The sequence below is a fragment of the Streptomyces genisteinicus genome (genome assembly GCF_014489615.1).
In the GTDB taxonomy this organism is placed as follows: domain Bacteria; phylum Actinomycetota; class Actinomycetes; order Streptomycetales; family Streptomycetaceae; genus Streptomyces; species Streptomyces genisteinicus.
Genome location: NZ_CP060825.1, coordinates 2,857,346 through 2,883,143, shown reverse-complemented (window position 1 = coordinate 2,883,143; position 25,798 = coordinate 2,857,346). Strand labels below are relative to the sequence as shown.

The window sequence follows — 25,798 nt, the reverse complement described above, 5'->3', positions numbered from 1 at the left end:
CATCTCGGCCACGACCTGCGGAAACACCTCCGGTGCCGGTGACGCTTCGTCCGAATTCTCCCCGATGTTCGCCTTTGAACATCGGGGAGCGGTGTGTTTACGGTCGTTCCGCTCGCCACCGCGGGCACCGCTGACCGAAACGCCGAATCCTGCCGTCGGTCGGGGGGAACAGTCGACGCTCGAAAAGCGCCGAAGGCAGGAGCGGGGGACCCAGGTAGGTGCCGGCCCCGGCCGTCCGAGGAGGACGCCGGTCACGGCTAGGGGTGGAGCCGCGCGCAAGGACGCGCGGCCGGGCAACTTTCCGGCCCGAACCCGACAGCTCACCTCGCAGGCGTCGGTGAGGAGTACGTCCATGCTGCGTTCCGGCATTGCCAAGCACCGCCGTCCGTCGAAGATCGCCCGCGTCGCCGCGCTCGCCGGCGTCGCCGGTGCCGCCATCGCCGCCCCGCTCCTGGGTGCCGGCTCCGCCTCCGCCGCGACCGCCTCCGAGTGGGACAAGGTCGCCCAGTGCGAGTCCGGCGGCGACTGGTCCATCAACACGGGCAACGGCTACTACGGCGGCCTGCAGTTCTCCGCCTCCACCTGGGCCGCCTACGGCGGCACCGCCTACGCCTCCACCGCGGACCAGGCCAGCAAGGCCCAGCAGATAGCCGTCGCCGAGAAGGTGCTCGCGGGTCAGGGCAAGGGTGCCTGGCCGAGCTGCGGCGTCGGTCTGTCGAGCGCCGCCTACGACGGCGGCGCCGCCGAGCAGCCCGCCGAGAAGCGTGCCGAGGCCCCGACCACCCGCTCCGACCGCGCCGAGGCCCCCGCGCCGAAGAAGTCCGCCGGGGCGAAGAGCTTCAAGAAGGGCGACGGCGAGTACAAGGTCCTGGCCGGCGACACCCTCAGCTCGATCGCGAAGGCCGAGAAGGTCGAGGGCGGCTGGGAGAAGCTGTTCGAGCTCAACAAGGACGTCGTCGAGGACGCCGACGTCATCCACCCGGGCCAGCAGCTGCACCTGAGCTGACTCCGCCCGCCCCACGGCTCCCGGCCCGGCGCCCCCTTCCCCCGAAGGCGCCGGGCCGGGTCCGTGTGCGGCCGCCTCCCACGGGTGCGGAGCGGGCGTCCCGGACCCCCGGCCCCACCCGGCCCGGCCCCGGCCGGACGGCCCGCCACCCCGGTTACCGCCGGGTAGAAGCGGTGGGTTTGTCCTCCGGTGAGTTGCTTGATGCCCTTTTTCGTCCCAGGGGACGGGCATCGGCCCGGCGTACGCCGCCGCGCCGGTTAGGCTCTTGCCGCAAGGCCAAGCAGACCTCTGCACTTTTCTCGCGTCACATCCCAGAAGGAGATGCTCGTGCCGTCCATCGACGTCGTCGTAGCCCGGGAAATCCTCGACTCCCGAGGCAACCCCACGGTCGAGGTCGAGGTTGGCCTCGACGACGGCAGCACGGGTCGTGCTGCCGTTCCGTCCGGCGCCTCCACCGGTGCGTTCGAGGCACTCGAGCTCCGCGACGGTGACCAGAACCGCTACCAGGGCAAGGGTGTCGAGAAGGCCGTCCTCGCCGTCATCGAGCAGATCGGCCCGGAGCTCGTCGGCTACGACGCCACCGAGCAGCGCCTGATCGACCAGGCGATGTTCGACCTGGACGCCACCCCGGACAAGTCCTCGCTCGGCGCCAACGCCATCCTCGGCGTCTCCCTCGCCGTCGCGCACGCCGCCTCCGAGGCGTCCGACCTCCCGCTCTTCCGCTACCTGGGCGGCCCGAACGCGCACCTGCTGCCCGTTCCGATGATGAACATCCTGAACGGCGGCTCGCACGCCGACTCCAACGTGGACATTCAGGAGTTCATGATCGCCCCCATCGGCGCGGAGTCCTTCTCCGAGGCCCTGCGCTGGGGCACCGAGGTCTACCACACCCTCAAGAAGGTGCTGAAGACCAAGGGCCTGTCCACCGGTCTCGGCGACGAGGGCGGCTTCGCGCCGAACCTCGACTCCAACCGCGCCGCCCTCGACCTCATCCTCGAGGCCATCAAGGAGGCCGGCTACGCCCCGGGCAAGGACATCGCCCTGGCGCTCGACGTGGCCGCGTCCGAGTTCTACAAGGACGGCGTCTACCAGTTCGAGGGCAAGTCCCGCTCGGCCGCCGAGATGACCGAGTACTACGAGGAGCTCGTCGCCTCGTACCCGCTGGTCTCCATCGAGGACCCGCTGTTCGAGGACGACTGGGCCGGCTGGAAGGTCCTCACCGACAAGCTCGGCACCAAGGTGCAGATCGTCGGCGACGACCTCTTCGTCACCAACCCGGAGCGCCTGGCCCGCGGCATCGAGGACGGCGCCGCCAACGCCCTGCTGGTCAAGGTCAACCAGATCGGTTCGCTGACCGAGACCCTGGACGCCGTCGAGCTGGCCCAGCGCAACGGCTTCAAGTGCATGATGTCCCACCGCTCCGGCGAGACCGAGGACGTCACCATCGCCGACCTGGCCGTCGCCACCAACTGCGGTCAGATCAAGACCGGCGCCCCGGCCCGCTCCGAGCGCGTCGCCAAGTACAACCAGCTGCTGCGCATCGAGGAGATCCTCGACGACGCCGCGGTGTACGCGGGCCGCTCCGCGTTCCCCCGGTTCCGCTTTGCGGACCAGTAAGCACAGCCGCTTTGCGGACCAGTAGGCACAGCCGCTTCGCGGACCAGTAGGCACAGCCGTTCCGAGAGCTGAGCCCCCGGGGCCGAGTGCCCCCGGCGGGGGCCGACGCCCCCGCCTCCGTACGTCCCCGGCCGCGGTCCCGTACCGTGTCCGGGGACGTACGCGCGCAACGGGGAGGCGAGACCATGGCCCGCAGGCCGCCCGGGGACCAGGACCGGTTCTCCACCGCGACCAGGATCAGGCTGCTCGGCGAGCAGACCGCCGCCCGTGTCTACCGGTCCCAGAACCGCCGCCAGGCGCGTCGCTCCCGGCTCACCGGCCGGGCCGCCTTCCTCGCGCTGGTCGTCTGCTCCCTGGTCGTCGCCCTCGCCTACCCGATACGGCAGTACGTCTCCCAGCGCGCGGAGATCGCCGAGCAGGAACGCCTCATGGAGGAGGCGCACGAGGAGGTCGAGCGCCTGCGGGACGAGAAGGCGCGCCTCCAGGACGACATGTACGTCCGGCGGCTCGCGCGCGAGCACCTCCACTACGTCTACCCCGGCGAGACCGCCTACACGGTGATCGACCCGGAGGCGGCCGAGGAGCGCCGCGCGGACGACGGCGCGGCGGACCGCCCCTGGTACTCGAACGTGTGGAACGGCGTCGACGAGGCCGACCGCGAGTAGTGCCCGGCCGTCCCGGCCGCGATCCCAGCATCCCGACAGCGAACACAGCATCAAGGCAGGCATGGAAACCCCTCCTCCCACCACCGAGCACACCGAGCCGACCGACGCGGACATCGCCGCGTTCGAGCAGCAGCTCGGCCGGCCGCCGCGCGGGCTGCGCGCCATCGCGCACCGCTGCCCCTGCGGGCACCCGGACGTCGTCGAGACCGCCCCCCGCCTGCCGGACGGGACGCCCTTCCCGACGCTCTACTACCTGACCTGCCCGCGTGCCGCGTCCGCGATCGGCACGCTGGAGGCCAACGGCGTCATGAAGGAGATGCAGGGCCGGCTGGCCACCGACCCGGAGCTGGCCGCCGCCTACCGGGCCGCCCACGAGGACTACATCGCCCGCCGCGACGCCGTCGAGGTGCTCCAGGGCTTCCCGAGCGCCGGCGGCATGCCGGACCGGGTCAAGTGCCTCCATGTGCTCGTCGGCCACTCCCTCGCCGCCGGGCCCGGGGTGAACCCGCTGGGCGACGAGGCGATCTCGATGCTGCCCGAGTGGTGGCGCAAGGGCCCCTGCGTCACCGGCTGCGCCACCGGGGAGGAGGGCGAGTGAGGCGCGTCGCCGCCGTCGACTGCGGCACCAACTCGATCCGCCTGCTCGTCGCCGACGTCGACCCGGAGACGGGGAGCCTCACCGACCTCGACCGCCGGATGACCATCGTCCGGCTCGGCCAGGACGTCGACCGCACCGGCCGGCTCGCCCCCGAGGCGCTGGAGCGCACCTTCGCCGCCTGCCGCGAGTACGCGGGGATCATCGAGGAACTGGGCGCCGAGACCGTCCGCTTCGTCGCCACCTCCGCGTCCCGGGACGCCGAGAACCGCGAGGAGTTCGTCAGCGGGGTGCTCGGCATCCTGGGCGTGGAGCCCGAGGTCGTCACCGGCGACCAGGAGGCCGAGTTCTCCTTCACCGGGGCCACCCGCTCCCTCGCGGGGCGGACCGACCTGGCGACCCCCTACCTGGTCGTCGACATCGGCGGCGGCTCGACCGAGTTCGTCGTCGGCGACGAGCACGCGCGCGCCGCCCGCTCCGTCGACATCGGCTGCGTGCGGCTGACCGAGCGCCACGCGCCGGACAGCCCGGCGACGCCCGCGCAGACCGACGCGATCCGGGCGGACATCGAGGCGGCTCTCGACCTGGCGGCCGAGACCGTCCCGATCGGCACGGCCGGCACCCTGGTCGGCCTGGCCGGTTCCGTGACCACCGTCGCCGGCATCGCGCTCGGCCTCGACGCCTACGACTCGGAGCGCATCCACCACTCGGTGATCTCCCGTGACCAGGTCGAGGAGATCACCGCCATGCTGCTGGGGGCCACCCACGACGAGCGAGCGGCGATCGGCGTGATGCACCCCGGCCGGGTCGACGTCATCCAGGCCGGGGCGCTCGTCCTGCTGGAGATCATGCGCCGCACCGGCGCCCGCGAGGTCGTCGTCAGCGAGCACGACATCCTGGACGGCATCGCCTACAAGGCGGCCGAGGGCTGGTCCTGACCCCGGGCGCCCGGGCGGGCGCGGGTCAGGCGCCCGGTGCGTCCGGGGACGGCGAGGCGGGGGTCAGCACGACGAACTCCGCCCCGGCGGGGTCGGTGCAGACCGCCAGCCGCCCCACGCCCTCCGCGTCCTCCGGGCCCATGGACACCCCGCCGCCGCCCTCGCGGACCCGGGCGACCGTCGCGTCGCAGTCCGAGGTGCCGAAGACGGGGTGCCAGTACGGCTTCACCTCGCCCGAGGCGAACATCTCCGGCATGGCCATCACCCCGCCGAACATCCGCTCCGGCGGCTGCCCCTTCGGCGTCACCATCGTGTACGTGCCGCCGCCGCCGGGGAGCTCGGTGTCCTGGCCGGTCCAGCCGAAGACGGCGCCGTAGAAGCGCTGCGCGGCGGCGGAGTCGGTCGTCATCAGCTCCACCCAGCCCAGGCTGCCCGGACCGTCCGCGACCCCGATGCCGCCGTAGGAGCCCGACTGCCAGACCGCGAACTGCGCCCCCTGCGGGTCGGTGAGCTGGGCGAGCCGGCCCTCCTCCGACACCTGTGACGGCGGCATCCGCACGGTGCCGCCCGCCTCCTCGGCGGCCTTGACGGTGGCGTCGATGTCGCGGGTGTCGTAGTAGACCATCCAGGCCGACCGCGCGCCCGGCTCGGTGAGCTTCCCGACCGCGCCCACCGCCTTCCCGTCGAGCTGGAACATCTGGTAGTCGCCGCCGCCCTCGCCGCCGTCGCCTCCCATCGGCCGGGCCTGCCAGCCGAAGACCCCGGCGTAGAAGCGGGCCGCCGCGTCGACGTCGGGGGAGCCCAGATCGATCCAGCAGGGCTGACCGGGCACGAAGTCCGTGGTGATCATCTCTCCGTCGCTTTCTCCTGGTTCCTGCACACATCGGCTCTTTCAGCCTGTCACCAGCCGCGAACGGATGCGCGCCGAACCGCCCGGGGCGCGCGGGCGCGCTCCCGGAACGCCGGGTGCCCGGCCGGCCCCCTGAACCGGCCGGGCTTCTCCGGCAGCCCCGCAGGGCCTCCTCGGTGCCGGATCACACGGTGGACTGCGTGATCACGGACGACATGATCAGAGCGTGGACTTGAACAGCAGGCGGTTCGGCGTCCCGCTCACGTTGCCGCCGATCACGTTGGCGGTCGCGTTGTTGATCAGCCAGGTGTTGACGGTGGCGCTGGACGCGTCGCCGTAGGTGGCCTTGTAGAGCGCGGCCACCCCGGAGACGTGCGGCGACGCCATCGAGGTGCCGCTCATCGAGGTGGAGCCGCCGCCCGCGCGGGCGGAGGTGATGCTCACGCCCGGCGCGTAGATGTCGGCGCAGCCGCCGTAGTTGCTGAAGCTCGCCTTGCGGTCCGAGGAGTCCGACGCGGCGGCCGTGATGGTGCCCGCCGCACTGGCCGGCGAGTAGTTGCAGGCCGGCTGGTTGTCGTTGCCCGCGGCCACGGCCAGGTGCACACCGGAGTTGGCCAGCGCGGTGGCGGCGTTGTTCATCGCCGACGAGTAGCCGCCGCCGAGCGAGGCGTTGGCGACGGCGGGCTTCACCGCGTTCTGCCGCACCCAGTCGAAGCCGGCGATGATGCCGGAGTAGGAGCCGGAGCCCTGGCAGTCCAGCACCCGCACACCGCGGAGCTGGACGCCCTTGGCCACGCCGTACACGGTTCCGCCGACGGTCCCCGCGACATGGGTGCCGTGCCCGTTGCAGTCCGCGCCGTTGCCGCCGAACGCGTCGAACACGTTCCGCGCCCGGCCGCCGAAGTCCGCGTGGGCCGTGTCGATGCCGGTGTCGATGATGTACGCGGTCACCCCGGAGCCGTTGCGGGTGTACGTGTACGAGCCGTCGCGGCCGCTGCGCTGGTCGATCCGGTCCAGGCCCCAGGGGGCGTTGTACTGGGTGGCCGTGGAGACGATCCGCTGGTCCTCCTCTATGGAGGCCACCCGCGAGTCGGCCCGAAGCCGGTTCAGCTGGGCGGACGTCAGGTCGGCGGCGAAACCGTTGATGACGTCCTCGTACACGTGACGGGCCTTCAGCGAGCGGGCCTTCAGCAGGCCCGCGGGGTCGGCGCCCTCCTTGAGGGTGACGATGTAGCGGCCCGCGATCTCCTGGGCGGCGGGGGCCTGGGCGACGGCGACGAGCGGGGCGGGCGACTCGGCGGCGGCGACCGCGGGGGTGAGGGCCAGGGGGAGTGCGACGGCGAGGGCGCCGATGTGGGTTCTGCGCATGGGGAAGCTGACACCTTTCGTGGGACCGGCCCGGAGGGTGCCGGGACCGGCGGGTGGGGGAGCGCACGGTCCGCCCCGCCGGGCGGTGGGTGGCCGGCCGGCGGTGTGGCGGGTGGGGCGCGGAAGGTGGGACAGCACGCTGTGCGGGGGGTGCGCCGGGCACGTGCGGGCGGTGACGAGGGCCGCCCGGTGCCCTCCCGTCCCTCGTGACGGGGGCGTCCGGTGCGCACCGCTCACCGGCCGGGAGGACGGGGTCGCCGTCCGCCGGTCGCGGTGGAAGGTGCGGTGCGCGGCGAAAACATACTGGGGGTGACGGGAGGTTGACCACGGCCGAATCAGGCGTGACCGTTTGCGGTCATCCGCGCCTTCCGTCCGCCCGCGGCGCCCCGCGGGCGTGTTCCGGCCATGGCCACGGCGACCCGTGCCGCCCTAAGGTCGCTCCATGCCGGTCAGCGACCCCCACGACCCCGGCCCCGACGACGCGCTCGGGGGCGTGCCCGAGGAGGTGCGGGCCTGGCTCGTCGAGCGCCGGCTCGCCGTCGGCGGCGGGCGCCGCGTCGCGACGCCCGAGCGCGCCCTGCACGAGCTGGTCGCCGAGCAGCGCCGCCGGCTGGCCGCCCTCGACCGGGGGCTCGACTCCTTCGACGACGTCCTGCGCCTGCTGCCCGACCTCCGCCGGACGGGGCGCGAGACGCTGGAAGTCGAGTTCTACGACGACCGGGTCCGGCTGCGGCAGCGGATGGAGGACCTGGACGAGCTGTGCCGCGACCAACTCCTGGCCATGCGGGCGACGTTCCCCGCGCCCGAGGTGCTGGAGGCGGGCCTGGCGGACGATCTGCGGGCGCTGGACCGGGGCGTCGCGATGCTGCTGCTCGTCTCCGCACGCGCCGCCCGGAGCACCGGCGCGGCGCGCTATCTCGCGGCGATGCTCGACCGCGGCGCGCAGATACGCGTCGCGACGACCGTCCCGCTCCATCTGAACGTCGTGGACCGCGCGGTGACCGTCCTCGCCCTCGGCCCCGCGCCCCAGCGGGGCGAACGCGCCGAGGACGTGATCCTGCACAGCTCCCGGCTCGCGGACTGCTTCGCCCGGGTCTTCGAACACCACTGGAGCACCGCGCGCCCCTACGAGGACGGTGCGGCCGGGGACGACTGGTCGCCGCGGGAGCGCGAGGTGCTCGCCCTGCTCGCGGCGGGCGCCAAGGACGAGGCGATCGCCAGGCGGCTCGGCTGCTCGGAGCGCACGCTCCGCCGTCTGATCACCGGCCTGGTCGCCCGCCTGGGCGCGGACAGCCGCTTCGCCGCGGGGGTCCGCGCCGCGCAGCTGGGGCTGGTGGAGTGAGGGGACGGAGGGGGGCGAGGCCGGTGCGCGAACCGGCCGCGCACCTGCGCCGGACCCTCCTGGACGCCCCGCCGCGCCGCGCCCGGACCCCCTCCGCGAGAAAGTTCGTGAAGTTCTTCACAAGGAATTCCCTCCCAAGGGGCCCTTCCGACCCCCGAAACCCGCTCCCCCCGCCCCTGTTGGGCTTCGGAACAGGGATTCCGAGGACTCCCGCGGGCTTCGGCCGAGTGGGCGACGCCGCCCGGGCGTGCCGCGTGCCGACTCCTTAGGTGCCAGCTCACGAGGGGTGAACAACGTCCTCCGCCACCTCGGGGTTCCCGCCGCAGGTCATGACCTGGGTCACGTGGGCGGCGGAGTGTAGCAGAGGTCGTCCAGAACCTTGTGAAGGGGCTCACGAGCACCCCCTGGGGGTGGGGTGGATACTCGATGGCATGAGCACCACGGAGCGTCCCAGGATCCTCGTTGTAGGCGGTGGGTACGTAGGCCTGTACGCGGCACGTCGCATCCTGAAGAAGATGCGCTACGGCGAAGCGACCGTCACGGTCGTCGACCCGCGCTCGTACATGACGTACCAGCCCTTCCTCCCCGAAGCTGCCGCCGGCAGCATCTCGCCTCGGCATGTCGTCGTCCCGCTGCGGCGCGTGCTGCCCAAGGCTGAGGTGCTCACCGGCCGGGTCACGACCATCGACCAGGACCGCAAGGTCGCCACCGTCGCGCCGCTCGTCGGCGAGGCGTACGAGCTGCCCTTCGACTACCTGGTGATCGCGCTCGGCGCCATCTCCCGCACCTTCCCGATCCCCGGCCTCGCCGAGCAGGGCATCGGCATGAAGGGCATCGAGGAGGCCATCGGGCTGCGCAACCACGTCCTCGAGCAGCTGGACAAGGCCGACTCGACCACCGACGAGGAGGTCCGCCGCAAGGCGCTCACCTTCGTCTTCGTCGGCGGCGGCTTCGCCGGCGCCGAGACCATCGGCGAGGTGGAGGACCTGGCGCGCGACGCGGCCAAGTACTACACCAGCGTCAAGCGCGAGGACATGCGCTTCGTCCTCGTCGACGCCGCGGACAAGATCCTCCCCGAGGTCGGTCCGAAGCTCGGCAAGTACGGCAAGGAGCACCTGGAGGGCCGTGGGGTCGAGGTCTACCTCTCCACCTCCATGGACTCCTGCGTCGACGGCCACGTGGTGCTGAAGAACGGCCTGGAGGTCGACTCCAACACCATCGTGTGGACCGCCGGTGTGAAGCCGAACCCGGCGCTGGCCCGCTACGGCATCCCGCTCGGCCCCCGCGGCCACGTGGACTGCAACGAGAAGCTCCAGGTCAACGGCACGGACTACATCTGGGCCGCCGGCGACAACGCCCAGGTGCCGGACATGGCCCTGCGCAAGGCCGGTGTCGAGAACGCCTGGTGCCCGCCGAACGCCCAGCACGCGCTGCGCCAGTCGAAGGTCCTCGGCGACAACGTGATCTCCGGGATGCGCGGCTTCCCGCAGAAGACCTACGAGCACGCCAACAAGGGCGCGGTCGCCGGTCTCGGCCTGCACAAGGGCGTCGCGATGATCGTCGTCGGCAAGATGAAGATCAAGCTCAAGGGCCGTCTCGCCTGGTACATGCACCGCGCGTACCACGGCATGGCGATGCCGACCTGGAACCGCAAGATCCGTGTCTTCGCGGACTGGACGCTGGCGATGTTCCTCAAGCGCGAGGTCGTCTCCCTGGGTGCCATGGAGACGCCGCGCGAGGAGTTCTACGAGGCCGCCAAGCCGACCCCGCCGCCGGCCGCCGCGGTGAAGCCGGAGGCCGAGAAGGCCAAGGCGTCGTAAGGACAGCCGTACGCCCGAAGGGGCCGCCCGCCATCCGTGGTGCGGGCGGCCCCTTCGGCGTTCCCGCTGCGGGCTGCGGGCTGCGGGCGACGGCCGGGCCACCGGTGCTCCGTCCGCACGCGGCGTGGTCCGGGAAGCACACGGGGTGGTCACCCTGTTGACGGTGGAGCGCGTTTCGCGAGAGCGCGTTTCGTGGGAACCACCGTCACGGAGGTGTGTGCCATGGCCGACGCCGCGCTGCGGCTGACCACTCTTGCCGAGGAACTGCTGGGGGCCCCGTTCCCGGTGCGCGTCCGCGCCTGGGACGGCAGCGAGTCCGGGCCCCCGGGCGGCCCCGTCCTCGTCGTGCGCCACCGCCGGGCGCTGCGCAGGCTGCTGTGGCGGCCGGGCGAGCTGGGCCTCGTCCGCGCCTGGGTCGCCGGCGAGATCGACGTGGACGGCGACCTGTACGAGGCGCTCGGGCTCCTGACGGGCGTGCTGTGGGAGACCGGCCCCGGGGACGGGAGACGGCTCCGTGCCCTGCGCGACCCGCGTCTGCGGGCCGCCGCCCGCAGCCTGCTCGCGCTCGGCGGCCCGCTGCCGCCGCCCCCGCCGCCCGCGGAGGAGGCGCGCCGCCGCCCCGGCCGCGTGCACACCCGGCGGCGCGACCGGGAGGCCGTCAGCCACCACTACGACGTGGGGAACGACTTCTACCGCCTCGTGCTCGGTCCGTCGATGGTCTACTCGTGCGCCTACTGGGACGAGGAGGGCGGCACCCTGGAGGACGCCCAGCGGGACAAACTCGACCTGGTGTGCCGCAAACTCGCCCTGAAGGAGGGCGACCGGCTGCTCGACGTCGGCTGCGGCTGGGGCTCGATGGCCGTCCACGCGGCGCGCGAGTACGGTGCCCGCGTCACCGGGATCACCCTCTCCCGCGAGCAGGCCGCCCACGCCCGCAAGCGGGTCGCCGAGGAGGGCCTGACGGACCGGATCGAGATCCGCGTCCAGGACTACCGCGACGTGGCTGACGGCCCGTACGACGCGATCTCCTCGATCGGGATGGCCGAGCACGTGGGCCGGGTCCGGTACCGCGAGTACGCCGACCGGCTGCTCTCGCTGCTGGAGCCGGGCGGACGGCTGCTCAACCACCAGATCGCCCGCCGTCCGGAGCCCGACGAATCGGCCTACGAACTGGACGCGTTCATCGACCGCTACGTCTTCCCCGACGGGGAGCTCTCGCCGCTCGGCCGGACGGTCGCCGCGCTGGAGGACGCGGGCTTCGAGGTCCGGGACGTCGAGGCGATCCGCGAGCACTACGCGCGGACCCTGCGCGCATGGGTCGCCAACCTGGAGGACGCCTGGCCCCGCGCCCTGCGGCTGGTGTCGCCCGGCCGGGCGCGGGTGTGGCGGCTCTACATGGCCGCCTCGGCCGTGGCCTTCGAGCGCAACCACATCGGGGTCAACCAGATCCTCGCCGTCCGCACGCCCACGTCGGGCGCCTCGGGCATGCGGGCGCGTACCCGCGACTGGAGGTAGCACGCGTCCGGCGGCGTCCGCCGCCGGACGTACGGGCGGACGGGACCCGGCGCGTGCCGGGCTCGTTCCGGGGACGGGGCTGCCGGGGCCGCCGGGGCCGCCGGACCGTGTGGGGCGGCCGGGGTCGTTCCGGGCCCGTCGCACCGGAGCAGGGCAGGTGCGGGCGCCCACGACCCTCCCGGGGTGCCCGCCTCCGCCCGGCGTCCCCGGCTCGCGCGACCCGCGTCCGCACGGCGTCCCCGCCCCCGGACACGGGTGTGCCCCGGACGGAGACCGCTCCGTCCGGGGCACACCCCCTGCGCGCCGCGCGCTACTCGGTCTTGATGGCCGTCAGCATGTTCAGCCGCGCGGCGCTCCGCGCCGGCCACATGGCGGCCAGCACGCCGACCACTCCGGCCAGCAGCAGGAAGACGCCGATCCGGTCCCAGGGCAGGACGAGTGCGTAGCCGGGGATCTCGCCCCGGATCGTCTCGCCGATCGCCCAGCCGAGGAAGGTGCCCAGGCCGACGCCGATCACCGCGCCGAAGAGGGAGATGACCACGGCCTCCAGGCGGATCATCCGCTTCACCCTGCGGCGGTCGAGGCCGATCGCGCGGAGCATGCCGATCTCCTGCTGGCGCTCGAACACCGACATGGCCAGCGTGTTGACGACACCGAGCACCGCGATCAGCAGGGCCATCGCCAGCAGGCCGTACATGATGTTCAGCGCGGTGTTGATGAAGCCGCCGAACAGGTTGCGGATGTCCTGCTGGTCCATGACGCTGATCGCCGGGTTGTCGCCCAGGGCGTCGACCAGCGCCTGCTCGTTGGCGTCGCTCGCGCCGCCGTCCATCGCCACCCAGATCTCGGGGATGTACGGCCTCGTTTCGTACGGCGCCACCAGCGAGGCGGGCACCAGCACGGGGGAGAGGAACTCGTTGCCCCGGTAGACGGCGCCGACGGTGACGTCCGCCCGGTGCGGGTCGTCGGCGTCGCCGAAGTTCGCGGGCAGCGTGTCGCCGACCTTGTACCCGTTCGACTTCGCCGTGTCCTCGGCGATCGCGATCTGCCCCTTGCCGAGGCTCGCCAGCGAACCGGAGACCGTCTTCAGGTCGAAGACCTTCTCCACGTCGCCGGGGGTGACCGCCGACGCCGAGTGCCAGGTGTCCTTGATCTCCAGCGAGGTCGCCTGCTGCGGGGAGACCGCGGCCACGCCCTTCGCCTTCTCGATCGCCTCCAGCGCCGAGGCGTCGAGCGCCCCGCCGGACGCCATCGAGATCATGTAGTCGGCGCGGATGTTGTCGGTGGTCATCTTGTCGATGGCCTGGCCGAGGGTGACGCCCAGCACGGAGAGTCCGGTGACCAGGGTCAGGCCGATCGCCAGCGCGGAGGCCGTGGCGCCGGTGCGGCGCGGGTTGCGGACCGCGTTCTGCCCGGCGAGCTTGCCGGCGACGCCGAACACGCCCTGGAGCAGCGGGCGGAAGAGCGCGATCACCGGCCGGGACAGCAGCGGGATGAGGACGATGACGCCGATCAGGGCGAAGAACGCGCCCGCGCCGATCAGCATCCGGCCGTCGCTGCCGCCGGTGGCCGCGCCGCCGGTGATGCCGGCCGCGCCGAGCAGGGTGATGACGGCGCCGATGCTGTTGCGCACCACGAGCGACTTGGTGCTGGCCACCGCGTGGACGCTGCTCATCGCCGCCACGGGCGCGATCTTCGCGGCCCGGCGGGCGGGCAGCCAGGCGGCCAGGACGGTGATCAGGACGCCGACCGCGAACGCCGCGCCGACGGCCGTGGGCGAGACGACCAGCGGGCCGGCCGGCACCTTGGCGCCGAAGGCGCCCATCGCGGACCGCAGTCCGGTCGCGAGCCCCACGCCCAGCACGAAGCCGACCACGGAGGCGATGACGCCGACGAGCGCGGCCTCCAGGATGACCGAGCGCTTCACCTGGCGGCGGGAGGCGCCGACGGCGCGCATCAGCGCCAGTTCCCTGGTGCGCTGGGCGACCAGCATGGTGAAGGTGTTGGCGATCAGGAAGACGCCCACGAACAGGGCGATGGCCGCGAAGGCGAGCAGCATGGTGTTGAGGTTGCCGAGTCCGCTCTCGATCGACTCGGCCTGCTCGTCGGCGAGTTCCGCGCCGGTCTGCGCGTCGGCGTCCTTCGGCAGCAGGGGCTCGACCGCGGCGAGGATCGCGGCGTCCGAGGCCCCGTCCGCCGCGGTGACGGTGACGTCCTGGTAGAAGCCGGGCTGCAGGTACAGCTTCTGCGCGACCTCGGTGGTGAACAGCACGAGGCTGCCGCCCGCGTTGACCGCGCCGTCCTCGGTGGTGAAGACACCGGCGAGGGTGTACTCCTTCACCGGCCCGTTGGTGGCCACCCGGACGGTGTCCCCGACCTTGTAGCCGCCCTTGTCGGCGGAGTCCTCGTCGAGGGCGATGCGGTCCGCGGACGCCGGTCCGGAGCCGGCGGTGAAGTCGTACGCGGGGTCCTGGCCGTCCTTGCCGGGGGCGTAGTTGCCGCCGGTGTTGGACCAGCCGTTGCCGATGAGCCTGCCGTCCTTGTCGGCGACGCCGGCGAAGCCGGTCACCCGCCCGGTGGCCCCGGCGACTCCGTCGAGGGCGCGGATGTCCTCCAGCGTCCGGTCGCTGATCCCGTCGTCCTTCTTGCTGTCGTCGGGGTTGGGGTGGGTGGCGACGGCGACCGCCACGTCGTCGTAGCTCTTGGCGGACTGGTTGCGGTAGGCGTTGCCGAGGGTGTCGGTGAAGACCAGGGTGCCGGAGACGAAGGCGACGCCGAGCATCACGGCGAGCACGGTCATCAGCAGCCTGGCCTTGTGCGCGAGCACATTGCGCAGGGCGGTACGGAACATGGTGAGTCCTGGAGGGTGGTGCCGGCGCATGCCGGACAGGGCCCGCGGCCGGGCGGGGCCCTGGGTGGAGGAGGGGGACGGGGGTGCCGCGACGGCGTCAGCTGGTGCGGCCCTTGGCGTCGAAGGCCTTCATGCGGTCGAGGACGCCGTCGGCGGTCGGGTTCGGCATCTCGTCGACGATCCGTCCGTCCGCGAGGAAGATCACCCGGTCCGCGTAGGAGGCGGCCGCCGGGTCGTGGGTCACCATGACGACGGTCTGCCCGAGTTCGCGCACCGAGTTCCGCAGGAAGCCGAGCACCTCGGCGCCGGAGCGCGAGTCCAGGTTCCCGGTCGGCTCGTCACCGAAGATGATCTCCGGGCGGGAGGCGAGGGCGCGGGCGACGGCGACGCGCTGCTGCTGGCCGCCGGAGAGCTGGGTCGGCCGGTGGCCGAGCCGGTCCCGCAGGCCGATCATGTCGATGACCTGCTGCACCCACTCCTTGTCGGGCTTGCGGCCCGCGATGTCCATGGGGAGCGTGATGTTCTCCAGCGCGGTGAGCGTGGGGAGCAGGTTGAACGCCTGGAAGATGAAGCCGATCTTGTCCCGCCGCAGCTGCGTGAGCTGCTTGTCCTTGAGCGATCCGAGCTCGGTCTCGCCGATGCGGACCGAGCCGGAGCTGAAGGTGTCCAGGCCGGCGACGCAGTGCATCAGGGTCGACTTGCCGGACCCGGACGGGCCCATGATCGCGGTGAACTCGGCCTGCCGGAAGTCGACGGTGACGTTGTCGAGCGCGACCACCTGGGTCTCGCCCTGGCCGTACACCTTGGAGAGGTCCGTGGCGCGGGCGGCCACGGCGGTGGCGCGGTGGGCGAGGGGCGTGGTGGTCACGTGGGGGCTCCTGTGTCGGTGGTGCTGCGGGACTCTTCCATCGTCTCCGCCGGACTGCGCCGGATCGTCACTCCCGATGCCCGTCTTGGGGGCCTTCTCGGGTCGGACCCGGGGTGGCGCCGGGTCATCCTTGGGTATGACAGGACCCCCGAGAGGCCCCACGTCGTGCCACCTTGTCGCAAAGCCGTCGAAGAGGCGTCATTTTTCCGTCAATCCCCACGGCCCCACGGGGCTGCTGGCGAGGGCGCGCGCCACCTGTCCACGCGCCCCCACCTGCTCTGACACCTCATCAGGCGCCAATAAAATCAGACAACATCGGGTCAAGGTCCCGGAGGGCGGATCGATCTCCACCGATAGGCTCCTGGGCAGACGCTGACCGCGTGCACGCCCGGATGGTGGAATGCAGACACGGCGAGCTTAAACCTCGCTGCCCCTCGGGGCGTGCCGGTTCGAGTCCGGCTCCGGGCACATCGTCGCCTACCCTGGGTGAGCGGCGGGAACGCCCTGCTGCACGAGGCACCTTCCTCGCGTCGTCGCCTGCACGCCCTTTCGGTGCACCTCGGGCCGGCCGCCCCGTCCCCGGAACCGATCCGGGTGTCTGCGGGGGCCGGTGTCCGCGTCCTCCAGCTCGACGCGAGCATCGTCGGGCCGGAAGAGATCGCCGCCGCCATCTCTCCGGGCGGTTCGCCGAGGACTCGCTGCACAGCTGCTCGTACGTCCACGAACCGCGCACCCGGGACGACCGTCTGACCGACCACTCCGCGGTGACAGTACGCATGTCCGTCGCCCCGGCCGGTCGGCTGCCGGTGACCGACCCCTGCCAGGCCGCCGAGCCGACGCTCGAACCGGCCCTGTTCTGATCCGCACCACCCGAGGGAGAGTCATGAACGGAGAGAACCTCCGGCCCGAGGCCCACGCCGAGCTGTTCGACGGCGTGAACGTGATCCGCACCTGGCTGGACAACAATGCCCCGGAGCAGACCGACAGCGAGCGCGTCATGATGCGCGTCCTCAAGATCAGCGAGGAGCTCGGGGAGGTCTCCGAGGCCGTCCATGGCGCGACCGGCGCGAACCCCAGGAAGGGCGAGTCGCACACCTGGGCAGACGTCGAGAAGGAACTGGCCGACGTCGCGGTCACGGCGCTCGTGGCGCTGGCCACGGTGAGTCCGGACGCCCGGAAGTCGTTCGACGCGCGGCTCCAGACGCTCGTGATGCGCCTCACACCGCCTGAGGTGCGGTGAGCGGGTTCAGCTGCCGCCAGATGCAGGGGGTCTCGGCGCACAAGCGAATGCTGCGACAAGGCCTGGTCGCGCGTTCGCATACGGAAGGCATGCTCTCCGACCACGGCCTGGGCGCATGCGGGGCCACCGCTCGGGGGGACGGGGCCCAGTGGGTCGCAGTGCTCCGCAAACCTGATGGGCTCGCAAGGCGGGGGCCCGGGACTTCGGTCCCGGGCCCCCGCGGCGCGTTCCAGGTGCGCCGGCCGGTGCGCCAACCGGCGCACGAGGGCTGGTAGCTGCCAGTGATCCCGGCCGGTTGCCTCTGTTTCGGTCCGGCTCTCCGATGTCAGGGCAGGCATCGTTGCAGTTCAGAGCCTCGGACGTCCCCGGTTCGAGTCCGGCTCCGGGCACATCGTCGCCGGCACCTCCAGCCGCCCGCCGCAGCGTCCGTCCCGCCCCTCCGCCTCTCCTGCGCCCCGGTCCCGTGCGCCGGTCAGACCGCGGGCAGCGCGCTCAGCTTGCGGGCGTGCAGGGCGGCCAGGCGCCTGCCGGCCGAGACGACGTACCACTGCTCCACCGACCCCGAGCCGTCGTTCCAGGTCCAGCGCAGCTTCCCGGTGCGGGCGTCGTAGGCGTGCACCCCGCCCTTCTCGTCGAACCGGGTCGCCCCGTAGAGCGTGTTCCCCACCTTGGCGAACTGCACGGGGAAGGAGTGGTCGAGCAGATCCTCGTTGCGCCACAGCTTCCGGCCGGACGACGGGTCCACGGCCCACAGGGCACGGCTGCTGTCGGAGACGTAGAGGACGCCGTCGAGCACCGCCGGGCCGTTGAACGAGGCGAACCCGCCCGCGTCCAGGGACCAGCGCTCGGCGCCGTTCTCCAGGTCGTAGGCGCGCAGGGTCCGGCCGTCCGAGACCATGACGCCGCCGTCGTGGACGACCACCCGGTCGAAGCCGGAACGGCCCGTCTTCCTCGTCCACACCTGCCGGCCGCTCACGGTGTCGCGGACCGTCACGTTCCTGCGCTGGTCGGTGTAGACGAGCCGCCGGCCGCTGACGGCGGAGGCGAGCCCGAACTCCTCCGTGCCCGCGTCCCGCCGCTCGCTCCAGGCGACCTTCCCGGTGCGGGTGTCGATCGCCGCGATCACGTTCTCCCGGACGCTGTGGTCCTTCTCCAGGATCCCGGCGACGACGTAGACCCGCTCCCCGTCCGCCCCGACGGGCCGCGGCATGGAGTACCGCCCGCCCAGGCGGCTGCGCCAGACCTCCTTGCCGGTGGCCGGGTCCAGGGCCACCACGTCCCCGTCGTACTCGGCGCTCGCCAGGTACAGCCGCCCGCCGCCGAGGATCAGCCGCGCGCCGGGCACGGCCGTCCCGGGCCGCGACCACCGCTCCTCACCGGTGGCGACGTCCCGGCCGACCAGCGGATCGCCCGACACGATGACGACGTCGCCGGCGACCGCGAGGGCGTCCAGGCTGCCGAGTGCCCCGGCCGCCGCGGGCGCCTGCCACAGGGGCTTCGGCGCGGTGCCGGGCGGCGGGGTGGTGAAGGAGTCGCCCGACGGCTCCGGGGAGCCGCCGCCCGCGGCGTCCGCCTCCGCCTCGGCGTCCGGGGTGCAGCCCGTCAGCGCGGCGCCGGCCAGCACCAGCCCCGCGCCGGCCGTCCCCAGCAGCCGTCTGCGCGTCACGGCGGCGCCCCGGACGGCCCCCGCCGCGCTCCGGCCGTCCCCCGCTCCGCTCCGGCCGGCTCCGGCGGCCGCCGGGTCCCCCTGCTGCTGCGTCTCCACGGACACTCTCCCCACCCCGTGCCCGGACGGCCCCACCGGCGGTCCGCGGCGGGGCCCAGCCAACCACCGGATTCCGGACATGGCCGGGAGCGATACCGTCCCGCGACAGCGCTGTGAAGCACCTGTCACACCCGTCACGGCCTGCGGGTGTGACGCGGCGGTGCCGTTTTCCCGAAAGATCCTCCCTGGGCACTAGGGTGATTCTTTTGCTTGCGCATTACTCTTGACCTCAAGGCCGCGCAGGGTGGCCATGGAGGAGTGAGGATGAGGAGCAGCAACCCGGTCTTCTCGCGACGGGGGTTCAGCCGCGACAACGGCTACGCCGGCTTCAACGCGCAGCAGCCGCAGGCCGGGGGCGCCGCTGGCACGAACCCGTACGCGCAGGCTGCGGGCAACCCGTACGCCCAGGCCCCGGCCAACCCGTACGCGACCAACCCGTACGCCCCGGCGGACACCCAGCACGGCGCCCCGCCGCAGGCTCCCGCCCGCTCGGGGGCCATGACGATCGACGACGTCGTCACCCGTACCGCCATGACCCTCGGCACGGTCGTCCTCACGGCGATCCTGTCCTGGGTGCTGCTGCCCGTCGACGAGGCCAACATCGGCAAGTCGTACGGCATCGCCATCGGCGCGGCACTGGTCGCGATGGTGCTCGCGCTCGTCCAGTCCTTCAAGCGCAAGGCCTCGCCCGCGCTGATCCTGTCGTACGCGGCCTTCGAGGGCGTCTTCCTCGGCGTCATCTCCAGCGCGGTCTCCACGTACATCTCCGACGGCGTGGTCGCCCAGGCGGTGCTCGGCACGATGGCGGTCTTCGCCGGTGTGCTGATCGCCTACAAGATGCGCTGGATCCGCGTCACGCGCCGTTTCTACGGCTTCGTGATGGCGGCCGCGATGGGCTTCGTCCTCCTGATGATGGTGAACCTGCTGTTCGCCGTCTTCGGCGGCGGTGACGGCCTCGGCTTCCGCAGCGGCGGCCTCGGCATCCTCTTCGGTGTCATCGGCATCGTCCTCGGCGCCTGCTTCCTGGCCCTCGACTTCAAGCAGGTCGAGGACGGCATCGCGTACGGCGCCCCGCGCGAGGAGTCGTGGCTGGCGGCCTTCGGCCTCACCCTGACCCTGGTGTGGATCTACCTGGAGATGCTGCGTCTGCTGTCGATCCTCCAGGGCGACGACTGACGCACCGCTCCGCGTCCCCGACGCGCGAAGGGCCCGCCCGGCAGCAGCCGGGCGGGCCCTTTCGTCGTGCCGCTCTCAGGTGAGCTTGCGGGCGGCGCGCCTCAGGTCGTACTCGTGGATGATCGCCTTCGCGTGACCGTAGGCGAGACCGTGCTCACCCCGGAGCCAGCTGACCTTCTCCTCGAAACGGAAGAGGGACGGGCCGTCGTCGACCATGCGCAGCCAGTCGGAGACCTCGCGGCCGGTGCACTGGGGGATTCGGGAGAGCAGATTTCGATGGGTCTCTTCGGAGAAGACTTGGGACATCGGCGCCTCCGGACGCATTGCGCGTGTGCTCTTCACGCCACCGTGCCTGAGCGTTCGCGTATTGGCAACAGCCCCGCAGGGGCGCGTAGGGTCGCGCCGTGCTGGATACGACGGAACTGACCGATGCGGTGGAGCGATTCTCGGACCGGCTGAGGGCGGCCCCGCAGAGCCGGCTCCAGCGGGGTGCCGCGGCGGAGGGACTGGCGCTCGCCAGGGAACTTGCCGCGCGGGCGCAGCGCCTGGAGACGCCGGAGGAACGGCCGCGGACCATGCCGGACGCGGGAGTCTTCGCCGTCGCCGATCAACTGCTGGTGGCCGGCCGGGATTTGGCCGAAGCCCTGCGCCTCGCCCCCGAGGGCGCGGCGGACGGGACCGGCCGGGACGCCGCGGTCGCCCTGGTACGGGAAGCGGCGGCGCGGGCGGGGCTCTGAGAGCGGGGCCCCGGGCGGCAGGGGCCCGCGGCGGCGGCGCGGTGCCGGGGCGACGCCCCGGGAACGGATGCCGCGCGGCAGCGGGGGTGCGGTTCGGGCCGGTGACCGGAGGACGCCGGCCCGGAGCAGGTCAGTGCGAGGCGATCACGCGGTCGGCGAGGATGTAGACGCTCTCGTCGCCGCAGGTGAACGTCAGCGCGTACGCACCGGACACGCCGGACCCGCCGAGCAGGACCGGGGCCGTGCCCGCGCGCAGGGCGTCGGCGAGGCGCTCGGCCGTCTCACGGTGACCGGGCGTCATGCACAGCGTGGTCCCGTCGGAGAACACGTACACGTCCAGGGTGCCCAGCGGGCCGGGCCGCACGTCGGCCAGCTCGGTGCGCGCGTCCGCCAGCTCCTCCAGCCGCGCGACGGTCCGCTCGTGGTCCGTCACGACGGGGGTCTGGACCGGCACGAAGTCGGGGTGCGAGGGGTGGCGGCGGCGGGCCGCCGCCAGCTCGGGGGAGTCCTCGGCGAACTCCGTCGCCTCGGACAGGTCGGCCGCCGCACCGGGAGCGTCGGCCGTGTGCGCCAGGCCGTCGAAGGCGTCCACCGCCTCCACCGCCTCCAGGTCCATGGCCTCCAGACCCGCGAAGTCGGCCTGACGCGGCACGTAGAACGGCGTCATGTCCTCGGTGCCGCCGGTGAGCCCGCCCAGCAGCGAGGAGTCGCCCGGGAAGCGCGCGGACGTGTCCGCGGCGTCCCTGGCCTCCTGGGCCGCCCAGAACGCACGCGCCTCGGCCAGCTCCCGCTCCCGCTCCTCGGCCAGCGCCTCGGCGACCGCCGCGCGTATCTCGGCGGTGTCGCTGCTGCGGGCATGGGGGACGGACGCGGTGGGTCCGGTGCCGTACGACGACGCGGCGAGCTCGGTGCGCAGCGCGGCGACCTGCTTGCGGAGCCCGTGGGCGGCGTGCAGGGCAGCGGCGCCCACGGCCGTGGCGGCGGCCGTGGTCAGCAGCAGGGCAAGAGACATGGCGCTCACTGACGTACTCCCGATTTCACTCGATACCCCCGACTTCCTACATCAGCTTGCGGTGCGTCCGTGCCTCCTGTCAGTGCATTACGTCACGAAATGGACAGGACTTTGTGCCCCGTGTTTAGCCATGAAGCGACGGTGACCTGCTGAAACACCTCTCCCCCAGGAGATAGGTCACATCCTGGGGGAGATTGAGTCACGAACCGAAATCCACCGTGCGGTGAACGAGGAGGATCAGGGGTACCCCTGCCCGGACTCCGGGGGCGCCGGCTCGGCTCGGCCGCACTGCTGTGTCGCTCCGCTCCGGCTCGGCTCAGCCGCTCAGCTCAGCCGCTCGATGACCATGGCCATGCCCTGGCCGCCGCCCACGCACATCGTCTCCAGGCCGAACTGCTTGTCGTGGAACTGGAGGCTGTTGATCAGCGTGCCGGTGATGCGGGCGCCGGTCATGCCGAAGGGGTGGCCGACCGCGATGGCGCCGCCGTTGACGTTGACCTGGTCGATGTCGAAGCCCAGGTCCCGGTACGACGGGATGACCTGCGCCGCGAACGCCTCGTTGATCTCGACCAGGTCGATGTCCGACGAGGTGAGCCCGGCGCGGCTCAGCGCCTGCTTCGACGCCTCGACCGGGCCGAGGCCCATGATCTCGGGGGAGAGGCCCGAGACACCGGTGGACACGATGCGGGCGAGCGGGGTCAGGCCCAGCTCGCGGGCCTTGGTGTCGCTCATGATGACGAGCGCCGCGGCGCCGTCGTTGAGCGGGCAGCAGTTGCCCGCGGTGACCAGGCCGTCGGGGCGGAAGACGGGCTTGAGGCCCTGGACGCCCTCCAGCGTGACGCCCGCGCGGGGGCCGTCGTCCTTGCTGACGACGGTGCCGTCGGGGGTGGTCACCGGGGTGATCTCGCGCTCCCAGAAGCCGTTCTTGATGGCTTCCTCGGCGAGGTTCTGCGAGCGGACGCCGAACTCGTCCATGTCCGCGCGGGTCACGCCCTTCCAGCGGGCGAGGTTCTCCGCGGTCTGGCCCATCGCGATGTAGGCGTCCGGCACGAGGCCGTCCTCGCGCGGGTCGTGCCAGGTCGAGCCCTCGGACTCGGCGACGGCGACCGTGCGGGCCTCGGCCTCGGCGAAGAACGGGTTGTGCGTGTCCGGCAGGCTGTCGGAGTTGCCCTTCACGAAGCGGGACACCATCTCGACGCCGGCCGAGATGAAGACGTCGCCCTCACCCGCCTTGATGGCGTGCAGCGCCATCCGCGAGGTCTGGAGCGAGGAGGAGCAGTAGCGGGTGACGGTGCAGCCCGGGAGGTGGTCCATCCCCATCTGCACGGCGACGATCCGGCCCAGGTTGTTGCCCTGCTCGCCGCCGGGGAGGCCGCAGCCGAGCATCAGGTCGTCGATGTCGCGCGGGTCGAGCTCGGGCACCTTCGCGAGCGCCGCCTGGATGATCGTGGCGGTCAGGTCGTCGGGCCGCAGCTCCTTCAGGGAGCCCTTGAAGGCCCGGCCGATGGGTGAACGGGCAGCAGAGACGATCACGGCTTCGGGCATCACGGCTCCATGAGGGAAGGGGGTCGGGCTGTCTGGGAAATTACCCGTCCGTATGCCCGCGGTCACGGTGCGAGCCGTGTGATGCGGGCCTCTTTTCTAAGCGGGCGCTTGCTCAGTACCGAGTGTGCCACGTCGGCCCCGCCGCCGGGGTGCTCGTCGGACAGCGGCACTCTGCGCCCGGGGCCGGCCGGGGGCCGCGGCCGGGCCCCCGGCTGGCCGGCCTGCGGCTCCCGAGGGCCCGTACGGGCGGTGCGGCCCAGGTCAGGGCGCCCGGGTCAGGACGGTCCGGCGCGGTCCTCGGCCGGGGCGGAGTGGCCGGCGGGCTCGTGGGACGCGGCGTCCTCGGCCGGCAGCCGGCGCCGCCGCCGGTGCTTGAGCAGTGCCCAGGGGGCGCGGGCGCCCGTGACCTCGGTGCCCGCCTCCGACGCCGCGGTCGCCGCCGCCCGCGCCACCGGGAGCATGTCCTCGTCGCGGTCGACGTCCAGCGCGTCGCTCTCGGGCCACAGGCCGAGCGCCGCGCACAGGGTCGGCAGCATCGCCATCGCCGCCGTCGCGTACCCCTCGGCCGACGGGTGGTAGTTGTCCGCGCCGAACATCTCCCGGGGGTTGGCCGCGAACTCCGGCCCGAGCAGATCGCCCAGCGACACCGTGCGGCCGCCCTGCTCCACCACCACGATCGTCTGGGCCGCCGCGAGCTGCCGGCTGACCCGGCGGGCCAGCCAGCGCAGCGGCTGGTACACCGGCTCGATGGTGCCGAGGTCGGGGCAGGTGCCGACGACCACCTCCGCGCCGGCCGTGCGCAGCCTGCGCACGGCGGAGGCCAGGCACCGCACCGACTCGGTGGCCGGCATCCGGTGGGTGACGTCGTTCGCCCCGATCATGATCACGCAGACGTCGGGGGTCCGGGTGCGGTCCGCGAGGAGCTGGGTGACCTGGCGTTCCAGGTCGTCCGAGCGCGCTCCGGGCAGGGCGACGTTCCGCACCTCGACCGGCTGCTCGGCCACCGCCGCCAGTCCCGACGCGAGCAGGGCGCCGGGGGTGTGCCCGGCCCGGCGCACGCCTTGGCCCGCGGCGGTGGAATCCCCCAGGACGGCGAGGTGGAGCGGGTTCTCCCGCCCGAAGGAGAGCCCGTACAGGCCGTTGCCCCGTGGCGGGATCGGTGCCGTGCCGCCGCCCACCGTGCGTTTCGCCAGCTGGACCTCGGCGAGCAGCACGCCCACGGCGGCCGCGCCGATGAGCCCGATGCTGCCCCCGCCGTATGCCGCACCTGCCGCGATGCGCCTGGCCACCCTCGCCCTCGACACAGCCACCTCCTCGCGGTCGTCCCGGACCGCCGTCGCGCGCGTACATGACGTAACTGCCCCGTAGCCGCCGTCGCCCAATCACCCGCCCATCCGGCATACGCTGGCGGCACCATTACGGAGACCCCGGAGAACATTGTGCGCATCCACGACTCGATGATCAGTCTCGTCGGCGACACCCCGCTGGTACGGCTGAACAACGTGACCGAAGGCATCTCGGCGACCGTCCTCGCCAAGGTCGAGTACTTCAACCCGGGCGGTTCGGTGAAGGACCGGATCGCGCTGCGGATGATCGAGGCCGCCGAGCAGAGCGGCGAGCTGCGGCCCGGCGGCACCATCGTCGAGCCCACCAGCGGAAACACCGGTGTGGGACTGGCGATCGTGGCCCAGCAGAAGGGCTACAAGTGCGTCTTCGTCTGCCCGGACAAGGTGTCCACCGACAAGATCAACGTGCTGCGTGCCTACGGCGCCGAGGTCGTGGTCTGCCCGACGGCCGTCGACCCGGAGCACCCGGACTCGTACTACAACGTCTCCGACCGGCTGGTCCGTGAGATCCCGGACGCCTGGAAGCCCGACCAGTACTCGAACCCGAACAACCCGCGCTCCCACTACGAGACCACCGGTCCCGAGCTCTGGGAGCAGACCGACGGGCGGATCACCCACTTCGTCGCCGGCGTCGGCACCGGCGGCACCATCTCCGGCACCGGCCGCTACCTCAAGGAGGTCAGCGACGGCGCGGTGAAGATCGTCGGCGCCGACCCCGAGGGCTCCGTCTACTCGGGAGGCTCCGGCCGCCCCTACCTCGTCGAGGGCGTGGGCGAGGACTTCTGGCCGAGCGCCTACGACCGGACCGTGACCGACGAGATCGTCGCCGTGTCCGACAAGGACTCGTTCCAGATGACCCGCCGGCTCGCGAAGGAGGAGGGCCTGCTCGTCGGCGGCTCCTGCGGCATGGCCGTGGTGGCCGCGCTGCGGGTCGCCGAGCGGCTCGGCCCGGACGACGTCGTGGTGGTGCTGCTGCCGGACAGCGGCCGCGGCTACCTCTCCAAGATCTTCAACGACGAGTGGATGGCGGACTACGGCTTCCTGGAGAGCGGCGGCGCCAGCGTCGCCGAGGTGCTGCGCCACAAGGAGGGCGGCGCGCTGCCCAGCCTGGTGCACATGCACCCGGAGGAGACCGTCGGCCAGGCCATCGAGGTGCTCCGCGAGTACGGCGTCTCGCAGATGCCGATCGTCAAGCCGGGCGCGGGCCACCCGGACGTGATGGCCGCCGAGGTCATCGGCTCGGTCGTGGAGCGGGAACTGCTGGACGCCCTGTTCACCCAGCGGGCCTCGCTGAACGACCCGCTGGAGAAGCACATGTCCGCGCCGCTGCCCCAGGTCGGTTCCGGCGAGCCCGTCGCCGACCTGATGGCGGTGCTCGGCGACGCGGCCGACGCGGCGATCGTGCTGGTCGAGGGCAAGCCCACGGGTGTGGTGAGCCGTCAGGACCTGCTCGCCTTCCTCGCCGGCGACGTGAAGTGAGCTGACCGACCGGGCCTTCGCGCATTCGGTACGAGCACGTCACGTACGCGCAGCACCCGCTTA

21 protein-coding genes, 1 tRNA gene and 1 riboswitch are annotated in these 25,798 nt (G+C 72.6%); of the genes, 13 read left to right on the top strand and 9 right to left on the bottom strand.

Features of this window, described 5'->3' with window-relative positions:
• Positions 1-177: 177 nt before the first annotated feature.
• A riboswitch (cyclic di-AMP (ydaO/yuaA leader) is annotated at positions 178-349 on the top strand.
• Positions 350-352: 3 nt separating this feature from the next.
• The 5 genes from IAG43_RS12550 to IAG43_RS12530 all read left to right on the top strand — a co-directional run bounded on the left by IAG43_RS12550 (position 353) and on the right by IAG43_RS12530 (position 4,821).
• Positions 353-1,006 (top strand): LysM peptidoglycan-binding domain-containing protein, encoded by a 654-nt coding sequence (locus IAG43_RS12550; RefSeq protein WP_187740839.1) that lies wholly within the window; start codon positions 353-355, stop codon positions 1,004-1,006.
• Between the two features lie 321 nt (positions 1,007-1,327).
• On the top strand, positions 1,328-2,623 hold the full coding sequence (gene eno / locus IAG43_RS12545) for a phosphopyruvate hydratase (RefSeq protein ID WP_187740838.1): 1,296 nt from the start codon (positions 1,328-1,330) through the stop codon (positions 2,621-2,623).
• Between the two features lie 185 nt (positions 2,624-2,808).
• Positions 2,809-3,288, top strand: coding sequence for an FtsB family cell division protein (locus IAG43_RS12540; protein ID WP_187740837.1), 480 nt, complete (start codon positions 2,809-2,811; stop codon positions 3,286-3,288).
• A gap of 61 nt (positions 3,289-3,349) precedes the next feature.
• Complete coding sequence (locus tag IAG43_RS12535) at positions 3,350-3,886, top strand: DUF501 domain-containing protein (RefSeq protein ID WP_187740836.1); 537 nt, start codon at positions 3,350-3,352, stop codon at positions 3,884-3,886.
• Positions 3,883-4,821 carry a Ppx/GppA phosphatase family protein gene (locus IAG43_RS12530; protein WP_187740835.1) on the top strand — a complete coding sequence of 313 codons (939 nt, stop codon included), beginning with the start codon at positions 3,883-3,885 and terminating at the stop codon, positions 4,819-4,821. Before IAG43_RS12535 ends, IAG43_RS12530 begins: the two co-directional genes overlap by 4 nt.
• 25 nt (positions 4,822-4,846) lie before the next feature.
• Here IAG43_RS12530 and IAG43_RS12525 read toward each other — a convergent pair whose 3' ends face one another.
• Positions 4,847-5,671 carry a VOC family protein gene (locus IAG43_RS12525; RefSeq protein ID WP_187740834.1) on the bottom strand — a complete coding sequence of 275 codons (825 nt, stop codon included), beginning with the start codon at positions 5,669-5,671 and terminating at the stop codon, positions 4,847-4,849.
• A 219-nt stretch (positions 5,672-5,890) separates the two neighbouring features.
• Positions 5,891-7,039: a S8 family peptidase gene (locus tag IAG43_RS12520; protein WP_187740833.1), complete on the bottom strand. Its 1,149-nt coding sequence runs from the start codon at positions 7,037-7,039 to the stop codon at positions 5,891-5,893.
• 442 nt (positions 7,040-7,481) lie between these two features.
• Between IAG43_RS12520 and IAG43_RS12515 the strand changes: the two genes are divergently transcribed.
• The 3 genes from IAG43_RS12515 to IAG43_RS12505 all read left to right on the top strand — a co-directional run bounded on the left by IAG43_RS12515 (position 7,482) and on the right by IAG43_RS12505 (position 11,716).
• Positions 7,482-8,381, top strand: a complete 900-nt coding sequence (locus IAG43_RS12515) for a helix-turn-helix domain-containing protein (RefSeq protein WP_187740832.1) — start codon at positions 7,482-7,484, stop codon at positions 8,379-8,381.
• A 431-nt stretch (positions 8,382-8,812) separates the two neighbouring features.
• The gene (locus IAG43_RS12510; RefSeq protein WP_187740831.1) at positions 8,813-10,201 is read left to right on the top strand and encodes an NAD(P)/FAD-dependent oxidoreductase; all 1,389 of its coding nucleotides are present in this window, start codon (positions 8,813-8,815) and stop codon (positions 10,199-10,201) included.
• A gap of 222 nt (positions 10,202-10,423) precedes the next feature.
• Positions 10,424-11,716: an SAM-dependent methyltransferase gene (locus tag IAG43_RS12505; protein ID WP_187740830.1), complete on the top strand. Its 1,293-nt coding sequence runs from the start codon at positions 10,424-10,426 to the stop codon at positions 11,714-11,716.
• A gap of 310 nt (positions 11,717-12,026) precedes the next feature.
• Here the strand turns inward: IAG43_RS12505 and IAG43_RS12500 are convergent, their stop codons facing one another.
• Entirely contained in the window at positions 12,027-14,567 is a 2,541-nt protein-coding gene (locus IAG43_RS12500) for an ABC transporter permease (RefSeq protein ID WP_187740829.1), read from the bottom strand.
• A 97-nt stretch (positions 14,568-14,664) separates the two neighbouring features.
• Complete coding sequence (locus IAG43_RS12495) at positions 14,665-15,435, bottom strand: ABC transporter ATP-binding protein (RefSeq protein WP_187740828.1); 771 nt, start codon at positions 15,433-15,435, stop codon at positions 14,665-14,667.
• A 386-nt stretch (positions 15,436-15,821) separates the two neighbouring features.
• On the opposite strand from IAG43_RS12495, the gene IAG43_RS12490 reads away from it, so the two are divergent.
• Positions 15,822-15,903, top strand: a tRNA-Leu gene (locus tag IAG43_RS12490).
• Positions 15,904-16,318: 415 nt separating this feature from the next.
• A complete protein-coding gene (locus IAG43_RS12485; protein WP_187740827.1) occupies positions 16,319-16,675 on the top strand; it encodes a MazG-like family protein in 357 nt (118 codons plus the stop codon).
• A 472-nt stretch (positions 16,676-17,147) separates the two neighbouring features.
• Here the strand turns inward: IAG43_RS12485 and IAG43_RS12480 are convergent, their stop codons facing one another.
• On the bottom strand, positions 17,148-18,341 hold the full coding sequence (locus tag IAG43_RS12480) for an outer membrane protein assembly factor BamB family protein (protein ID WP_425508643.1): 1,194 nt from the start codon (positions 18,339-18,341) through the stop codon (positions 17,148-17,150).
• 363 nt (positions 18,342-18,704) lie between these two features.
• Between IAG43_RS12480 and IAG43_RS12475 the strand changes: the two genes are divergently transcribed.
• Complete coding sequence (locus IAG43_RS12475; RefSeq protein WP_187740825.1) at positions 18,705-19,616, top strand: Bax inhibitor-1/YccA family protein; 912 nt, start codon at positions 18,705-18,707, stop codon at positions 19,614-19,616.
• A gap of 75 nt (positions 19,617-19,691) precedes the next feature.
• Here the strand turns inward: IAG43_RS12475 and IAG43_RS12470 are convergent, their stop codons facing one another.
• Positions 19,692-19,922, bottom strand: a complete 231-nt coding sequence (locus IAG43_RS12470) for a DUF4287 domain-containing protein (protein ID WP_187740824.1) — start codon at positions 19,920-19,922, stop codon at positions 19,692-19,694.
• Positions 19,923-20,020: 98 nt separating this feature from the next.
• Between IAG43_RS12470 and IAG43_RS12465 the strand changes: the two genes are divergently transcribed.
• Positions 20,021-20,353, top strand: a complete 333-nt coding sequence (locus IAG43_RS12465) for a hypothetical protein (protein WP_187740823.1) — start codon at positions 20,021-20,023, stop codon at positions 20,351-20,353.
• Positions 20,354-20,483: 130 nt separating this feature from the next.
• Here the strand turns inward: IAG43_RS12465 and IAG43_RS12460 are convergent, their stop codons facing one another.
• The 3 genes from IAG43_RS12460 to IAG43_RS12450 all read right to left on the bottom strand — a co-directional run bounded on the left by IAG43_RS12460 (position 20,484) and on the right by IAG43_RS12450 (position 24,199).
• Positions 20,484-21,365 carry a hypothetical protein gene (locus IAG43_RS12460; protein ID WP_425508642.1) on the bottom strand — a complete coding sequence of 294 codons (882 nt, stop codon included), beginning with the start codon at positions 21,363-21,365 and terminating at the stop codon, positions 20,484-20,486.
• A 324-nt stretch (positions 21,366-21,689) separates the two neighbouring features.
• Positions 21,690-22,910: an acetyl-CoA C-acetyltransferase gene (locus IAG43_RS12455; protein WP_187740821.1), complete on the bottom strand. Its 1,221-nt coding sequence runs from the start codon at positions 22,908-22,910 to the stop codon at positions 21,690-21,692.
• A 275-nt stretch (positions 22,911-23,185) separates the two neighbouring features.
• Positions 23,186-24,199, bottom strand: coding sequence for an SGNH/GDSL hydrolase family protein (locus tag IAG43_RS12450; protein WP_187744419.1), 1,014 nt, complete (start codon positions 24,197-24,199; stop codon positions 23,186-23,188).
• A 150-nt stretch (positions 24,200-24,349) separates the two neighbouring features.
• On the opposite strand from IAG43_RS12450, the gene IAG43_RS12445 reads away from it, so the two are divergent.
• Positions 24,350-25,735: a cystathionine beta-synthase gene (locus IAG43_RS12445; RefSeq protein ID WP_187740820.1), complete on the top strand. Its 1,386-nt coding sequence runs from the start codon at positions 24,350-24,352 to the stop codon at positions 25,733-25,735.
• Positions 25,736-25,798 lie beyond the last annotated feature (63 nt).

Coding starts and splice junctions, on each gene's coding strand:
- IAG43_RS12550 (WP_187740839.1), top strand. CDS start 353: ATGCTGCGTTCCGGCATTGCCAAGCACCGCCGTCCGTCGAAGATCGCC.
- eno (WP_187740838.1), top strand. CDS start 1,328: ATGCTCGTGCCGTCCATCGACGTCGTCGTAGCCCGGGAAATCCTCGAC.
- IAG43_RS12540 (WP_187740837.1), top strand. CDS start 2,809: ATGGCCCGCAGGCCGCCCGGGGACCAGGACCGGTTCTCCACCGCGACC.
- IAG43_RS12535 (WP_187740836.1), top strand. CDS start 3,350: ATGGAAACCCCTCCTCCCACCACCGAGCACACCGAGCCGACCGACGCG.
- IAG43_RS12525 (WP_187740834.1), bottom strand. CDS start 5,671: ATGATCACCACGGACTTCGTGCCCGGTCAGCCCTGCTGGATCGATCTG.
- IAG43_RS12520 (WP_187740833.1), bottom strand. CDS start 7,039: ATGCGCAGAACCCACATCGGCGCCCTCGCCGTCGCACTCCCCCTGGCC.
- IAG43_RS12515 (WP_187740832.1), top strand. CDS start 7,482: ATGCCGGTCAGCGACCCCCACGACCCCGGCCCCGACGACGCGCTCGGG.
- IAG43_RS12510 (WP_187740831.1), top strand. CDS start 8,813: ATGAGCACCACGGAGCGTCCCAGGATCCTCGTTGTAGGCGGTGGGTAC.
- IAG43_RS12505 (WP_187740830.1), top strand. CDS start 10,424: ATGGCCGACGCCGCGCTGCGGCTGACCACTCTTGCCGAGGAACTGCTG.
- IAG43_RS12500 (WP_187740829.1), bottom strand. CDS start 14,567: ATGTTCCGTACCGCCCTGCGCAATGTGCTCGCGCACAAGGCCAGGCTG.
- IAG43_RS12485 (WP_187740827.1), top strand. CDS start 16,319: ATGAACGGAGAGAACCTCCGGCCCGAGGCCCACGCCGAGCTGTTCGAC.
- IAG43_RS12475 (WP_187740825.1), top strand. CDS start 18,705: ATGAGGAGCAGCAACCCGGTCTTCTCGCGACGGGGGTTCAGCCGCGAC.
- IAG43_RS12470 (WP_187740824.1), bottom strand. CDS start 19,922: ATGTCCCAAGTCTTCTCCGAAGAGACCCATCGAAATCTGCTCTCCCGA.
- IAG43_RS12460 (WP_425508642.1), bottom strand. CDS start 21,365: ATGTCTCTTGCCCTGCTGCTGACCACGGCCGCCGCCACGGCCGTGGGC.
- IAG43_RS12455 (WP_187740821.1), bottom strand. CDS start 22,910: ATGCCCGAAGCCGTGATCGTCTCTGCTGCCCGTTCACCCATCGGCCGG.